The organism is Streptomyces sp. bgisy159 (assembly GCF_057707805.1).
On the sequence record NZ_JBYIQX010000041.1, the window covers coordinates 38058 to 51763 of the forward strand.

11 protein-coding genes and 1 pseudogene are annotated in these 13706 nt (G+C 73.2%); 3 read left to right on the forward strand and 9 right to left on the reverse strand.

Annotated elements, in window-relative coordinates; genetic code table 11:
* Positions 1-48: 48 nt before the first annotated feature.
* The 7 genes from AC3ET3_RS28960 to AC3ET3_RS28990 all read right to left on the reverse strand — a co-directional run bounded on the left by AC3ET3_RS28960 (position 49) and on the right by AC3ET3_RS28990 (position 7556).
* A complete protein-coding gene (locus tag AC3ET3_RS28960; protein ID WP_432133958.1) occupies positions 49-1335 on the reverse strand; it encodes a flavin-containing monooxygenase in 1287 nt (428 codons plus the stop codon).
* 354 nt (positions 1336-1689) lie between these two features.
* Complete coding sequence (locus AC3ET3_RS28965) at positions 1690-2382, reverse strand: GntR family transcriptional regulator (protein ID WP_432133925.1); 693 nt, start codon at positions 2380-2382, stop codon at positions 1690-1692.
* Positions 2383-2496: 114 nt separating this feature from the next.
* A complete protein-coding gene (locus AC3ET3_RS28970; RefSeq protein WP_432158313.1) occupies positions 2497-3498 on the reverse strand; it encodes a proline racemase family protein in 1002 nt (333 codons plus the stop codon).
* Positions 3499-3521: 23 nt separating this feature from the next.
* Complete coding sequence (locus tag AC3ET3_RS28975) at positions 3522-4418, reverse strand: dihydrodipicolinate synthase family protein (protein ID WP_435613156.1); 897 nt, start codon at positions 4416-4418, stop codon at positions 3522-3524.
* A 228-nt stretch (positions 4419-4646) separates the two neighbouring features.
* The gene (locus AC3ET3_RS28980) at positions 4647-6086 is read right to left on the reverse strand and encodes an FAD/NAD(P)-dependent oxidoreductase (RefSeq protein WP_435613157.1); all 1440 of its coding nucleotides are present in this window, start codon (positions 6084-6086) and stop codon (positions 4647-4649) included.
* The gene (locus tag AC3ET3_RS28985; RefSeq protein ID WP_432133929.1) at positions 6079-6405 is read right to left on the reverse strand and encodes a (2Fe-2S)-binding protein; all 327 of its coding nucleotides are present in this window, start codon (positions 6403-6405) and stop codon (positions 6079-6081) included. The genes AC3ET3_RS28980 and AC3ET3_RS28985 overlap by 8 nt, the downstream gene beginning before the upstream one ends.
* Positions 6402-7556: an NAD(P)/FAD-dependent oxidoreductase gene (locus AC3ET3_RS28990; protein ID WP_435613158.1), complete on the reverse strand. Its 1155-nt coding sequence runs from the start codon at positions 7554-7556 to the stop codon at positions 6402-6404. The genes AC3ET3_RS28985 and AC3ET3_RS28990 overlap by 4 nt, the downstream gene beginning before the upstream one ends.
* A 257-nt stretch (positions 7557-7813) precedes the next feature.
* Here AC3ET3_RS28990 and AC3ET3_RS28995 point away from each other — a divergent pair, with 257 nt between their 5' ends.
* Together AC3ET3_RS28995 and AC3ET3_RS29000 are read left to right on the forward strand one after the other, a co-directional pair.
* Complete coding sequence (locus AC3ET3_RS28995) at positions 7814-8509, forward strand: nucleotidyltransferase domain-containing protein (protein ID WP_432158317.1); 696 nt, start codon at positions 7814-7816, stop codon at positions 8507-8509.
* A 51-nt stretch (positions 8510-8560) separates the two neighbouring features.
* A pseudogene (locus AC3ET3_RS29000) lies at positions 8561-8740 on the forward strand (hypothetical protein); the annotation flags it as partial.
* Between the two features lie 171 nt (positions 8741-8911).
* Here AC3ET3_RS29000 and AC3ET3_RS29005 read toward each other — a convergent pair.
* Positions 8912-10822: a coagulation factor 5/8 type domain-containing protein gene (locus tag AC3ET3_RS29005; RefSeq protein WP_435613164.1), complete on the reverse strand. Its 1911-nt coding sequence runs from the start codon at positions 10820-10822 to the stop codon at positions 8912-8914.
* Positions 10823-11234: 412 nt separating this feature from the next.
* Complete coding sequence (locus AC3ET3_RS29010; RefSeq protein ID WP_432133932.1) at positions 11235-11978, reverse strand: YwiC-like family protein; 744 nt, start codon at positions 11976-11978, stop codon at positions 11235-11237.
* Positions 11979-12181: 203 nt separating this feature from the next.
* Here AC3ET3_RS29010 and AC3ET3_RS29015 point away from each other — a divergent pair, with 203 nt between their 5' ends.
* Positions 12182-13600, forward strand: a complete 1419-nt coding sequence (locus AC3ET3_RS29015; RefSeq protein ID WP_432133933.1) for a NarK family nitrate/nitrite MFS transporter — start codon at positions 12182-12184, stop codon at positions 13598-13600.
* Positions 13601-13706 lie beyond the last annotated feature (106 nt).

Here is a 13706-nt window from a genome sequence, read left to right on the forward strand (position 1 = left end):
GTCGCGCGGGGCTCCGCGTCCCACGAGGACGCGGAGCCCCGCGGCGCGTCACTCCGCCCGCAGCTCCCGCAGGTACGGTGCCACGTTGACCTGGAGGGAAGCGCCCTCGCGGTCGCCGTACTGACCGGCGATCCCGCTCAGGTGGGCGCTGATCTCCTTGTGCATGACCGCCGGCTCGGGCAGCACCGCCTCGCCCGTGGCGATCCGCGTGACCCAGCGTGCCTGGGCCTCCACGAGCCGGGTGATCGAACCGTGCGGGCGCACCAGACCGACGAAGGACAGCCCCGGACGGTCGGGCGCCACCACCCGCTTGTACAGCTCGACCGAACCCCCGGGACCGAGGGGGCAGCCGTCGGGCAGGAAGGGGTAGGCCATGCGGTAGCCCGTGCAGTAGACGATGGCGTCGGCGCGTTCGCGGGTGCCGTCGGTGAAGACCACCCGGTCGCCCTCGACGGCGTGGACGGCGGGCTTGGGCACGACGCCACCGTGCCGGATGCGGCTGAGGATCTCGTCCGAGAGTGTGACCGCGGAGGCGAAGACCGGGTGGTCCGGCTCGGGCAGCCCGTAGTCGGAGAGCCTGCCCCGGGCGACCAGGAGGGCCTGTTCGAGGAATTGGCGCTGCTCGGGCAGCGACATCGCCGTCCACCAGGGTGCCTCGGCGACCTCGTCCAGGGGTATGCCGAAGAGCTGCTTGGGCAGGATGTGCAGGCCCCGGCGCACCGACAGCAGGGTCCGCGCGGCGTGCCGGGACAGGTCGGTGGCGATGTCGACCGCCGAGGCGCCCAGACCCACGACGACGACGTGCTGTCCCTCGTGGTCGGCGCCGTCGCGGTAGTCGTAGGCGTGGAGGATCGTTCCGTCGAAGGTGTCGGCGCCCTGGGGCGGGGCGGGCATCACGGGCTCGGTGTTGTGGCCGGAGGCGACCACGACCTGGGTGAAGGTGCGCGTGGTGCGTGCGCCCCGGGCGTCCTGGCTGACCACCGTCCAGGTACCGTCCGGTCGCTGCCGCACGGATTCCACCGTGGTCTCCAGCTCGATGTGGTCCAGCAGCCCGGCCCACTCGGCGTAGGAGCGCAGATAGGCGGCCATCTGGCGGTGGCTGGGGTAGACCGGGTAGGACGCCGGCATCGGGAAGTCGGCGAACCCGGTGAGTTCCTTGGTGGAGTTGAGGTGGAGGGAGAGATAGCCCGGGCCGGGCTCACCGGCCTCGGGGCGGCGCCAGATGCCGCCGACGCCGGGTGACCGCTCCAGGCACACGAAGTCGACACCCCCGCTCTTGAGGGCTCGGGCCGTCGCGAGCCCCGACAGACCCGCACCGATGAGACACACCCTCACGGTTTCCCCCACAGGAACGACACCTTCCTTCCGTGCACGCGCATTGACTGCCCATCCACCACTCTTCTCACACCAGCGACAAGGATCACAGACGGGCGGTCTTGCGTCGGCATCGGGGCGGTGACAGAGGGGGCCTGACCGGCGGATTCCTCGCGTCGGTCGGTCCCGCGGAGCGAACTGACGGGAGGTTGCCACGGCGCGGACCGCCGGGCGGTCCGGACGGGCGGACCTGCCGGACGGAGGGACCCGCCGGACGTACGGGCTGAACGGACGTGCCGGACGCACGGACTTGCCGAACGGACGTGCCGGACGGTCGGCACACGCCGCTGTGCCGGGCCCGACCCGGGGACGTCGTCAGCCGGTACCGGCCCAGAGGCCCCGCACGTGCCCGAGGTGACGCGTCATCACCTCGCGCACGGCGCGCTCGTCCCGGGCGAGCAGGGCGTCGAGGAGTTCCAAGTGTTCCTCGGCGGAGGCGAGCAGCCGGCCCGAGGCGGCGAGCGCGGTCAGCCCGTACAGGCGGGCACGGCCGCGCAGGTCGCGGACCACCTCGACCAGGTGGGCATTGCCGGCGAGGGCCAGCAGCCCGAGGTGGAAGCGGGTGTCCGCCTCCACGTACGCGATGAGGTCGCCCGCGACGGCCGCACCGACGATCTCCCGGGCGGCCGGCCGCAACGCCTCCAGCGAGACCGGGTCGGCGCCGGCCGCGAGCGCCACCACCGTCGGGATCTCGATCAGCGCCCGTACCTGGGTGTACTCGTCGAGCTGCCGGTCGGAGACCTCGGTGACCCGGAAACCCTTGTTGGGCACCGCGTCGACCAGCCCCTCCTTGGCGAGGTCGAGCATCGCCTCACGCACCGGGGTCGCGGAGACCCCGAACCGGGTGGCCAGCGCGGGCGCCGAGTACACCTGGCCCGGCCGTAGTTCGCCCGCGATCAGCGCGGCACGCAGCGCGTCGGCGACCTTCTCCCGGTAGCTGCGGCGGCGACCGCCCAGCCGGGGGAGCGCGGGTGCGGCGGACGGGGGGCCGCCGGGCCGGCCGGTCATGAGGTCTCCATCGGGGTCCTGGGGTGCCATGTCACGCATCACTCAAGCACAGGGCGCCGTCGGTGTCGCTCCCGGTGTCCCCTTCGGTGTCCGCTCCGGGTATCGGCTCGCCCGTCACAGGACGAATCCCGCCGGGAACGGGTCCGTCGGGTCCAGCAGGTACTGGGCGGTCCCCGTGATCCAGGCGCGGCCGGTGAAGCTGGGCAGCACGGCCGGCCGGCCGGCGACCTCGGTGGTGTCCAGGAGCCGGCCCGTGAACCGGGTCCCGATGAAGGACTCGTTCACGAACTCGGTGTGCAGGGGCAGTTCACCGCGTGCGTGCAGCTGCGCCATGCGCGCGCTGGTGCCCGTACCGCACGGCGAGCGGTCGAACCAGCCGGGGTGGATCGCCATCGCGTGACGGGAGTGACGCGCGGTGGAGCCGGGTGCGACGAGGTGGACGTGGTGGCAGCCGCGGATCGACGGATCCTCCGGATGCACCGGCTCCTCCTGCGAGTTGATCGCCGCCATCAGTGCGAGCCCGGCCCGCAGGATGTCGTCCTTGCGGGCGCGGTCGAAGGGCAGCCCGAACCGGTCCAGCGGCAGGATGGCGTAGAAGTTGCCGCCGTAGGCGAGGTCGTAGGTGACCGGCCGCCCGTCGGCGAGCGTGACGGTGCGGTCCAGGGCCACGGAGAAGGAGGGGACGTTGCGCAGGGTGACCGCCCTGGCGGCACCGTCCTCGACCGCGACCTCGGCGACCACGAGCCCGGCAGGGGTGTCCAGGCGGACCGTGGTGACCGGTTCGACGACCTCGACCATGCCCGTTTCCACCAGGACCGTCGCCACCCCGATGGTGCCGTGCCCGCACATCGGCAGGTAGCCGGACACCTCGATGTAGACGACGCCCCAGTCGCAGTCCGGACGGGCCGGCGGCTGCAGGATCGCGCCGCTCATCGCGGAGTGGCCACGCGGCTCGTTCATCAGCAACCGCCTGACCTGGTCCCGGTGTTCGCGGAAGTACAGCCGCCGCTCGTTCATCGTCGCGCCCGGGATGGTGCCGATCCCGCCGGTGATCACCCGGGTGGGCATCCCCTCCGTGTGCGAGTCGACGGCGTGCAGGACCGTTCTGCTGCGCATCTCGTGGCTCCTTCGCGCCGGTGCTACGCCGCGCCCTCGGCGACGGCCTTGCCGGTGGCCGTACGCACGGCCGCCTCCTGCTCGGGTGTCAGCGGAACCCGGGGCGGCCGGCAGGGCCCGCCGTACCGTCCGGCCACCGCCATGGACACCTTGATGGCCTGCACGAACTCCGTCCGCGAGTCCCAGCGCAGCAGCGGGTGCAGCCGGCGGTACAGCGGCAGCGCGGTGGTCAGGTCACCGGCGACCGCCGCCCGGTACAGCTCCACGCAGGCGCGCGGCAGCGCGTTCGGGAACCCGGCGACCCAGCCCTTGGCGCCCGCCATCGCCAGCTCCAGCAGGACGTCGTCCGCACCGATCAACAGGTCCAGCTGCGGCGCGAGTTCGGCGATCCGGTAGGCGCGGCGGACGTCACCGGAGAACTCCTTGACGGCGTGCACGAGCCCCTCGCCGTGCAGTTCGGCGAGGAGTTCCGGTACCAGGTCGACCTTGGTGTCGACCGGGTTGTTGTACGCCACCACCGGCAGGCCCGCCCTCGCCACCTCGCGGTAGTGCGCGAGCACCGAACGCCGGTCGGCACGATAGGAGTTGGGCGGAAGCAGCATCACGGCAGCGCAACCCGCCTCGCGTGCCTGCTCCGCCCAGCGGCGGGCCTCCGCCGAACCGTACGCGGCGACGCCGGGCATCACCCGGTCCCCGCCGACCGCGGCCACGGCGGTCTCCACCACCCGGGCCCGCTCGTCGGGCGTCAGGACCTGGTACTCACCCAGCGAGCCGTTCGGCACGACGCCGTCACAGCCGTTGCCGACCAGCCAGGCGCAGTGCTCGGCGTAGCGGTCGTGGTCCACCGCTAGGTCGTCGGTGAACGGCAGCGCGGTGGCGACGAGTACGCCACGCCAGGGGCGGTGCCGGGAGTCGGTCATGTGGGTCCCCTTTCCGAGGGCCGGTACGAGGCGAAGGCCGTTACGAGTGGCAGCCGTTACGAGTGGAGGCCGTTACGAGTGGAGGCCGGTATGAGGTGAAGGCCGGTACGAGGGGGAAGCCGTCACGGGTGGAGGCCGGTACGAGGTGGAGGCCGGTATGAGGTGAAGGCCGTTTCGTGCGGGGCCGTGGGACGGCCGCTCGGCGACCCGGCGCGGTGGTGCGGGACGTCACTGGGGTTCGGTTGGTTCGGCGGCCAGCGCTCCCAGGGGCACCGGCCGGGCCAGAAGCCGGCGGCCGGGGGTGGCGCCGCAGCCCGCGACCCCGGCGACCCCGGGCGCGCACATCCGCCCCTGGCACCAGCCCATTCCCGCCCTGGTGAGCAGCTTCACGGTCCGCAGGTCGCCCGCGCCGAGCGGGCCGGCGGCCTCCCTGACCGCGCTCGCGGTGACCTCCTCGCAGCGGCACAGAACCGTGTCGTCGGTGATCCGTTCCGCCCACCCCCCGGGCGGAACGTAGCCGGCGTCGAGCGCCGCGAAGAACTCCCGCAGCCGGGACCGGGACCGGGCGGCAGCGCTCCAGCCGCGCGCGTCGGGCACGTCCCCGCGCAGGCGGGCGGCGGCCGAGCGGCCGGCGATGTGGCCCTCCGCGAGCGCCAGGGCCGCGCCGCCGATCCCGGTGGCCTCACCGGCGGCCCAGACGCCGGGTACGTCGGTGCGCTGCTCGTCGTCCACCCGTACCGCCGGGCCGTCGGGCCCGCAGCCGAGGCCTTCGGCCAGATCGGTGTGCGGCAGCAGCCCGTGGCCGACGGCCAGCGTGTCGCAGGCCAGCCGCCGCTCGGTGCCGGACACCGGGCGTCCCCCGGCGCCCAGCGCGGCCACGGTCACGGCCGTCAGCCGCTCCTCGCCGTGCGCCCGCAGCACCGTGTGACGCGCCATGACGGGGACGCGGTGGAAGGCGAGCCGGGCGGCGAATCCCGCGCCCTCGACGAGCTTGGCGGGCTGCCCGGCCAGGGCGCCGGCCTGTCGCAGCAGGGCCCGGGGATCGACCGAGTCGACCAGCGCCGCGACCCGGGCGCCCGCGGCCGCCAGCCCCGTCGCGACGGGCAGCAACAACGGCCCCGTACCGGCCACCACCGCCGTGCGGCCCGGCGGCAACGCGAGGGAGCCCTTCAGCACGGCCTGCGCACCACCCGCCGTGATCACACCGGGAAGGGTCCAGCCGGGGAAGGGCAGCACCTTCTCGTAGCCGCCGGTCGCGAGGACCACCCCGGCCGCGCGAACGGCGACGGAGTCCCGCTGCTCCGGTCCGAGCAGCGCGTGCACGGCGAAGCCGCTGCCCGACTCCCGCTCGACGCACCACACGTGATGGTCCGCCAGGTGCCGGATCCGCCCCGCGGTGATCTGCGCGGTCAGGGCGGCCCGCAGCCGTTCCCAGGCCCGCCACTGGTGGTGCAGAGCCCACGGGCGGCGCGCGCCGAGGGTGGCGGCGGGCTGCCGGTAGAACTGGCCGCCCGCGTCGGCCGCCGAGTCCACCAGGACCACCCGGAGCCCGCGCGCGGCCGCCGCCACGGCGGCGGCGAGCCCGGCGGGCCCGGCACCGATCACCGCCAGCGCCGGTCCGGATGCTGCCGGTCCGGACGCCGTCGTGGCGGACGCCGGCTCAGTCATCGTGTCCCGTCCCCTCCTGCGTGCGGACGTCCGCGCCGGGGGCGGCCGGCACCAGACAGGCCCGCTGGTTGGGGAGCCCGTCGACCGTGACCAGGCAGTCGAAGCAGACGCCGATGCCGCAGAACACCCCGCGTTGCCGGGCCTGCCCGCGTGTGGTGCGCCAGGCGGTCACACCGGCCGACCAGAGCGCGGCGGCGACCGTCTGACCGGGCAGTGCCTCGATCCGCCGGCCGTCGAAGGTGAGAGCGAACGGCGTGCCGGGCCGGGCCCGTACCAGGGTCGTCGGGTTCGTGCGGCGGCTTGGCTGTGGAAGTCTCACTCGGGGGCCTCCTCGGCGAACCGGTCGGGGCGGAAGGGGCCCAGGTCCAGGTCGGTGGGCGCACCGGCGAGCGCCTGGGCGACGAGATGGCCGGTGCCGGTCGCCAGGCCGATGCCGGCACCCTCGTGTCCGCAGGCGTGGAACAGCCCGGGCAACCGGGGGTCGGGGCCGAGGGCGGGCAGGTGGTCCGGCAGATAGGGGCGAAAGCCGAGATAGGCCCGCAGCGCCCGCACCTGCTCCAGGAAGGGGAACAGCCGCACCGCTCCTGCCGCCAACGCCCTTACGGCAGGCAGTGAAAGGGCGCGGTCGAAGCCGACGCGCTCACGGCTGGCGCCGATGAGCACCGGCCCGGCCGCGGTGCCCTCGACGACCGGCGAGGTCTGCAGCGCGGCCGAGTCGCTGGCCACGTCGGCCACGTAGTCCGCCGCGTACACCTTGTGCCGCACCCGGCGCGGCAGCGGCTCGGTGACCAGTACGAAGCCACGGCGGGGCAGCACCGGCAGGTGGACCCCGGCGAGCGCGGCGACCTCGCCGCCCCAGGTCCCGGCCGCGTTCACCACCGCGGGCGCGTACAGGTCACCACGGTCGGTGGCGACACCGCGGACCGCTCCGTGCGACCCGCGCAGCACCTCGGTGACCGTACGGCCGGTCTCCAGACGGGCACCCGAGGCGCGCAGCAGGTGGGCGGCGGCCAGGGCGGGCATGACCTGGGCGTCCTGCGGATAGAGCACACCGCCGGCCAGTCCGCGGGCCAGGTACGGTTCCAGCGCGGGCAGTTCGTCGGGTGCCACGCTCACCGCGTCGACGCCGGCGGCCCGCTGGCCGGCCGCCAGGTCCGAGAGGGCGGTCAGGCTGTCCGGGGTGGCGGCGACGACCAGGCCGCCCTTGGCCTCGTATTCCGACGGCCCGCCCAGGCTGTTCGCCAGTTCTCGCCACAAGCCCAGGGAGAGCAGGGCGAGTTCGAGTTCTGGGCCGGGTTCCTTGTCGGAGACGAGCAGGTTGCCCTCCCCGGCGCCGGTGGTACCGCCGGCCACCGGGCCCCGGTCCACCACGACGACGTCCAGCCCGGCCCGGGCCGCGTAGAACGCGCACGCGGCACCGACCATGCCGGCGCCGACCACCACGACGTCGCAGCCAGATCGCTTCGTCACGGCAGTAATATGTCACATGCTCCTGCTGGCCGTGAACACCCGGACACCCGAAGAACTCGAACGCCCCGGAAAATGCGAGGTGCCCGAGGCGCCGGCACGGCACCATGCGGAAGGGCACCATCCAGGGCCGAAGGCCGAAGGCGACGGTCGAGAAGGCAAGGGCCACGGTCCGCCGGTCGGCCGAAGAGCGAGGGCCGAGGAAACAACGGCCGAGGAACCAGGCCACAGGGCAAGGGGTAAGGGGCAAGGGGAGCGGAATGACCGTGGAGAACGTGCTGCTGTCCGGCGTCGTCGGCTCGACGGCGTACGGGCTGGCGCACGAGGGATCCGACGTGGACCGGCTGGGCGTGTTCGCGGCACCCACCGAGGAACTGCACGGACTGCGCGCGCCGAAGGAGTCCCACGTCAGCACGGCCCCCGACCGCACCCTGCACGAGGCCGCCAAGTGGTGCAGACTCGCCCTCGGCGGCAACCCCACCGTGATGGAACTGGTCTGGCTGCCCGCCGACCTCTACGAGGTGCGCACCCCGCTCGGCGAGGAACTCATCGGCCTGCGCTCGTCGTTGCTCGGCGCCGACCGGGTGCGGGACGCCTATCTGGGCTATGCCGCACAACAGTTCCGCAAGCTGCTCAGCCGGGGCGACGGCACCTTCTCGGCGGCCACCCGCAAGCGCACCGCCAAGCACGCCCGGCACCTCAAGCGCCTGTGCCACCAGGGCTACGAGCTGTACACGACCGGCCGGTTGACCATCCGCGTCGACGATCCCGACAGCTACCACCGGTTCGGCGACCAGGTGGCCGCCGACCCCGAATCCGCACGGTCCCTGCTGCGCCACTACGAGTCGGCCTTCGCCGAGACGCGCAGCGCTCTGCCGGAACGCCCGGACGAACGGTCCGCCGAGGCCTGGCTGCGCCGGGTACGCCGGCACTTCTACGGACCCGCCGCGAACTGAGGGGCGCGCCCGTGTGCATCGAGTGCCCCTGGGGCTCCGCCGGGAGGTCAGGTCCCCGTGCCCGGGGACGCCACCGGGGCCGTTCTCGGCGATCCCGCGGCGCGGCCTGGCCGGGTCAGCGGCTCGGGGACGCGCGGTGGCTCGGCGGTGGTCGCACCCGGTGGACGGGGCACGTTCACCGCCCCGTCCACCGGGTACGCCCCGGCGCCCGCGTCGGTGCTGACACCGTAGGAGCCACCGCACGGCTACTCCGGCCTGACCCCGCCGCGCGGCTCTTCCGGCCCGGCCCCACTCACGGCCGCACCCGCCGCGCCCGCCGTACTTGCCGCGCCCGCCGTGCCCGTCACGACGGCGTCAGCGCCGCCGTGCACGCCGCGGGGCCTCACCGGTGCGGTCCCCGCCTCATGGGTAGGACACGACCGTGGACGGCACCGTCGACGTGCCCGATGTCGGCGCTCCGGTGTCGTTGATGACGTGCTCGTACTGGCCGTTGCCGCCGAGGGAGATGACGAGCAGGTCGTGGAACCGCACGCCTGGCCGCACAGGGGCGGCGAAGCCGTGGTGCTGGACGATCGTCGGGTCGACGTTGTAGTAGCAGTAGCTGCCCAGGCCCCAGGCCTCGTGCGTGGTGACGGCGTCGCCGACCTTGTAGGCGGCGTAGCCCTGGACGGCACCGTTCTGGATCGCCGCCTGGTTCGGGGCGTCGTACGCCTTCTCGTTCTGGAAGAAGATCGTGCGGCCGCGCTCGCCGTACCACTGCACGTCGTACTTGTTGAAGTGTTCGACGAACAGGCCGGTGCACAGCACGTCGTCGCCGTTGACGACGACGCCGTGGTCGGCGCGGTTGGTCTCCCAGCCGACACCCTCGCCGTGGTCGGCGCGCCAGACCCAGGTGTGGTCGACCACGGTGTGCCGGTTGTTGACGACCATGCTGGTGCGGGCGCGACCGGGGCCCGCGCCGCCGATGCGGAGGAACACGTCCTGCACGGTGGTCGGGTCGGCCCGGTGGTCGCGCCGGGCGCCGGGCGGCCCCACCTCCAGCAGCGACGCGGACTCCACCGGCCCCGCGTCGATCAGGAATCCGGCCAGCCGGACCCCGTTCACGTCGGCCACCCGGAGCGCGGTGACCCCGCCCTCGGGGATCAGCGTCGCGTAACCGAGGCCGAGCACGACCGTCCTGGGCCGGTTCACCCGGATCGGCCGGTCCAGACGGTAGATGCCCGGTGTCAGCAGCAGATGGAGGCCCTGCGCCAGTGCCCGGTTGAGCGTGGCGGCGCTGTCGCCGGGTCGCGCGACGTAGAACCGCGACAGCGGCAGCGAGGTGCCGCGCGGGGTTCCGTTGCCCCAGGTGACGCCGCGCGCGTCCCGGCGCAGGGCCGGCAGGAAGACGCGGTACTCGTCGCCGTCGAGGTGCAGGAAGGGCTTCTCGCGGGAGACGGGTGTGGTGTCGAGCGTGGTGTACGGCGGGCTGGGGAAGCCCTGCGCGGGGGCGCCCTCGACGCCCGAGAAGACCATGTTCCACACGCCGTTGAGCCAGCTGCCGATCGCGCTGTCGCGGGTGTACCACTGCTGCTGGGAGTACGGTCCCACCTGGCCCTCGATGCGGCTGTCGGCGATGTAGCCGCCGCTGGCCCAGCCGTACCCGGACGGCGCGAGGTCCAGACCGCCGCGCACGTGCATCCGGCGGAACGGCGCCGCCTGGGCGACCGCCCACCGGTTGGTGCCGCTCACCGGGACGAGGGCGAGGTTCTCCGCGGAACGCCAGAAGTTCTGGGTGGCGTTGCCGCCGAACCAGCCCGCGTCGACCGTGACATCTCCGTGGATCGTGGTGTCGTCGGGGGAGAGGCCGAGCCCCGCGATCGAGGTGTAGAAGCCGAGTTGGGCGTTGAGCCCGTGGTAGGTGCCGGGTTTGAACAGCAGCGCGTAGCGGCCGGTGCCGAACTGAGCCGACTCCTGCTGCCGGAACACCTCGTCCAGGCGGGACTGGATGTCCGGCTGGGCAGGGTCGAAGACGAGGACGTTGGGGCCCAGGTCACCTCCGCCGTGCAGCGGGCGGCACCGCCGGGTGGCCGCGGCCGGCGGATGGGCGGCCGCCGGCGCGGGCGGCGCTGCCGGTGTGACCGGTGCGGCGTACGCCGACGGCGCGGCGAGGGCCCCGAGCGCGGGCACGGCCGCGGCGGCACCGAGGAGCGTTCTGCGCGCGACGGGGGAGCGCCGGGCGACGGGGGAGCGCCGGGCGACGGGGGAATCCGCGGAACCCGCGGAACGGGCGGCGTCGGGGGACTCGGGGGACCCGGGGGACTGAGGGGACATCGAGGGCATGGGGCGGCTCTCCTGAGAGGTCGACAGTTCGGGAACCGAACCGTGGGGCGTGATGGGAGCGCTCTCTCGCCGGGGAATACTTCACGCCATGAAGAAAGCCGTCAAGGGGTAGGTGGGACTTCCTCGTCCGGTCTTCGCGCGCGGCCCTGACGCAGGTCTGCCGCTCGAACGTGTCGAATCCGTACAGATTGACCTTCCCGGCCGCCCCCGAACCCCCCGACCTCGCCCCTCGACCCCGACCTCGACGCCGAACCCGACGCTGACTCCAAACTCGACGCCGACGCCGACGCCGACGCCGACCCCGACCTCGCACCCGACCCCGATTGCTCGACGCCGAAGCCGCCCCCGACCCCGAGCGCAGGTCCCGCCCGCGCCGCCCACGAGCCAGGCCCGTCGGGCGGGCTCAGCCGTACGCCGTCACCAGGACCGTCAGCAGTGCCGCCGACAGGACGACTTCCGTGGCGCCCACCACGGCGACCCGCACCCGTCCGAGGGCCGGCATGAGCAGCGCGCGCAGGAGGCAGACGGCGAAGAACACGCCGGCCCACAGGCTCAGCACCGCCCCGACGGCCAGCGCCACGGCATGGTAGGTGCCCGACGCCCACCGGTACCCCGCGCTGCCCCGCTCGCGGATCATGGTCTTGACGTAGAGGACAGTGCCCGCGAAGTACAGCAGGCAGGTCAGCGTGGCCACCAGGGCGTAGCCGCCGCCTCCGAGGTGGAGGGCGACCGGCAGCATGCCGCAGGCCGGGATCACGGCGGCCAGGCCGTTGAGGGTGGCGCGCTCGCGGTTGTGGGCGGCGTACCAGCAGTTGACCGCGAGGAACGGCAGCGCGGCGAGCCCCGCGAGCAGCAGCCAGGGCGCGTGGACGACCAGCGCCAGGCCGGGCGGCACCAGGGCGGCGGCGAAGACGACCAGTGGCCGCACGTGACGGGCCGGAGCCTTGGGATTGCGGGAGACGCGGCGCAGCCGCAACCACTGCTGCAGGTGGTAGGTGGCGAGATAGCCGAGCAGCCAGGCCGCGAACAGTACCGCGTGCCAGGGCGTCGGCGTGCCGAGCAGGGTGCCCGCGAGGAACGGCACGACGAGCATCGCCCACGCCCCGTGCTGCTGGGGCAGCCAGCGTCGCACCGCCCGTGACGCCATGCCGCCCACTCCTTTCCGCCGCCCGTCCCGCGTGACGACCACAGGGTGCCACGGCCGCGCCGGCGCGAGGCATGGGCCGTTGGTCCGTGGGAGAAGGGACCTGCGGCGACGGGTACCGCCGACCAACGGCACTCACCCCGCCCTCGTCCCGCGGGCCAGCCTGGTCGGGCCAAGCCAACCCTTCTCACCACCTGGAACAGCCCATGCCCGCGGCAGAGGAAACGACGAGCGACGTCGTCAGACAGGCGTACGCCCCGGACCAGTACCGGCCCGGACGGGACATCACCGAATGGGAACCCGAGAACGAACTCTTCTGGAACTCGGTCGGCCGGCGCGTCGCGCGACGCAACCTGTGGATCGCCGTCCCGGCTCTGCTGGTCGCCTTCGTCGTCTGGCAGGTCTGGAGCGTCACGGCGACCAACCTGAAGGACGTGGGCTTCCCCTTCTCCACCTCCCAGTTGTTCTGGCTGACCGCGATACCCGGTCTGACGGGCGGCACGGCCCGGATCTTCTACACCTTCCTCGGCCCCAGAATCGGTCAGCGCACCTTCACGGCGCTGTCCACCGTGATTCTCGTCGTCCCGCTGATCTGGCTGGGCAGCGCGATCCAGGACACCTCGACGTCGTTCGCACAGATGGCGCTGATCGCCGCGCTGTGCGGGATCGGCGGCGCCAACTTCTCCTCCTCCCTCGCCAACATCGGCTTCTTCTTCCCCAAGCGGGAGAAGGGCAACGCCACCGGCATCAACGGCGGCCTGGGCAACCTCGGCGTCTCGGCGGTACAGCTGCTGACCCCCATCGTGATCACCAGCTCCGTGATCGCGATCGGCTCCGGCCAGGCGAACTCGAAGACCGGTGAGACCGTCTACCTGCAGAACGCGGCGTTCGTCTGGGTGCCGGTCCTGATCGTCCTGGCGGCGCTGGCCTGGTTCGGCCAGAACGACCTGAAGACCGCGTCGACGTCGTTCGCACAACAGAAGGTGATCTTCCGCCGGAAGCACACCTGGCTGATGACCTGGCTGTACGTCGGCACCTTCGGATCCTTCATCGGCTTCGCCGCCGCCCTGCCGATGCTGATCAAGACGACCTTCCCGGACTACTCCGTCGCCACCTACGCCTGGATGGGCCCGGCCACGGGCGCCCTGTCCCGCTGGGCGGGCGGCTGGATCGCCGACCGGCTGGGCGGCGCCCGCGTCACCATCCTGTCCTTCGTCGGCATGGCCGCCTCGATCATCGGCGTGATCAACTTCCTGCCGGCCGACGGCGGAACGGGCGACTTCGCGGGCTTCTTCGCCTGCTTCCTCGTCGCCTTCCTCTTCTGCGGCATCGGCAACGGGTCGACGTTCCGCCAGATCCCGGTCATCTTCCGCGGCACGCACCTGACGGGGCTGATCCCGGGCACCCCGCCCTACGCCGCCGCCCTGAAGCAGACCGAGATGGAGTCCGGCGCGGTCACCGGCTTCACCGCCGCCATCGCCGCATACGGCTTCTTCTTCATCCCGGCCCTCTTCGCGAACTTCGCGGTGACCAGCGCGATGTGGGGCTTCGTGGCCTTCTACACCACCTGCGTCGGCATCACCTGGTGGTTCTACGCCCGCAAGGACGCGGAGGCGCCGAGCTGACCGGGCCCGAGGACGGCGACCGGACCGACGGGCCGGGCGACTTCACCGCCCGGCCCGTCCGTGCGTGAGCCGCGGGCCCGGCACGATCCTTCACCTCACGAAGCAC

What these genes read in the sequence shown, in the direction of transcription:
- AC3ET3_RS28970 (WP_432158313.1), bottom strand. Translation starts at nt 3,498, where the DNA reads ATGCGCAGCAGAACGGTCCTGCACGCCGTCGACTCGCACACGGAGGGG.
- AC3ET3_RS28995 (WP_432158317.1), top strand. Translation starts at nt 7,814, where the DNA reads ATGACCGTGGAGAACGTGCTGCTGTCCGGCGTCGTCGGCTCGACGGCG.
- AC3ET3_RS29015 (WP_432133933.1), top strand. Translation starts at nt 12,182, where the DNA reads ATGCCCGCGGCAGAGGAAACGACGAGCGACGTCGTCAGACAGGCGTAC.
- AC3ET3_RS28980 (WP_435613157.1), bottom strand. Translation starts at nt 6,086, where the DNA reads ATGACTGAGCCGGCGTCCGCCACGACGGCGTCCGGACCGGCAGCATCC.
- AC3ET3_RS28965 (WP_432133925.1), bottom strand. Translation starts at nt 2,382, where the DNA reads ATGACCGGCCGGCCCGGCGGCCCCCCGTCCGCCGCACCCGCGCTCCCC.
- AC3ET3_RS28975 (WP_435613156.1), bottom strand. Translation starts at nt 4,418, where the DNA reads ATGACCGACTCCCGGCACCGCCCCTGGCGTGGCGTACTCGTCGCCACC.
- AC3ET3_RS29005 (WP_435613164.1), bottom strand. Translation starts at nt 10,822, where the DNA reads ATGTCCCCTCAGTCCCCCGGGTCCCCCGAGTCCCCCGACGCCGCCCGT.
- AC3ET3_RS29010 (WP_432133932.1), bottom strand. Translation starts at nt 11,978, where the DNA reads ATGGCGTCACGGGCGGTGCGACGCTGGCTGCCCCAGCAGCACGGGGCG.